Source organism: Vibrio methylphosphonaticus (genome assembly GCF_023634655.1).
In the GTDB taxonomy this organism is placed as follows: Bacteria; Pseudomonadota; Gammaproteobacteria; order Enterobacterales; family Vibrionaceae; genus Vibrio; species Vibrio methylphosphonaticus.
In genome coordinates this window covers 1-369 of sequence record NZ_JAMKMS010000081.1, presented here as the reverse complement: position 1 = coordinate 369, position 369 = coordinate 1, and the positions used below count along the sequence as shown (strand labels likewise).

Genomic DNA, 369 nt, shown 5'->3' with positions numbered 1-369 from the left:
ATGGCCTACAAAAGAGAAAAATGAAGTGTTTACCCTGACTCAATTCGAGCTTGATAGACTGCTTTCTGGCTTCACAATTATCGGTCATGAAGCCGTCAAAATAAACGATTTTACAATGAGTTAAACGATAAGAAAGCTTTATCCACCAAGCATTAACGGCATGATTTTAGTATAATAAATGTCATGAAAAAGACGCCAGATATCAACCCAGAAAGTCAAAGTGTTGCCGAGCTACAAGCGATGGTGAAAGCACTGATGTCGGAGAAAAGCGAGTGGAAACAAGAGCGCCAGTCGCTACTTGAGCAACTCAAACTTGCCTTCGACCGCCAGTTCGCGAAACGTTCGGAGGCGTTAAAGCCTTACGATGAC

Annotated in this window: 1 pseudogene; it reads left to right on the top strand. The window is 42.8% G+C overall.

Annotated elements, in window-relative coordinates:
• Positions 1–183: 183 nt before the first annotated feature.
• Positions 184–369, top strand: a pseudogene (locus M9196_RS23335) (IS66 family transposase); the annotation flags it as partial.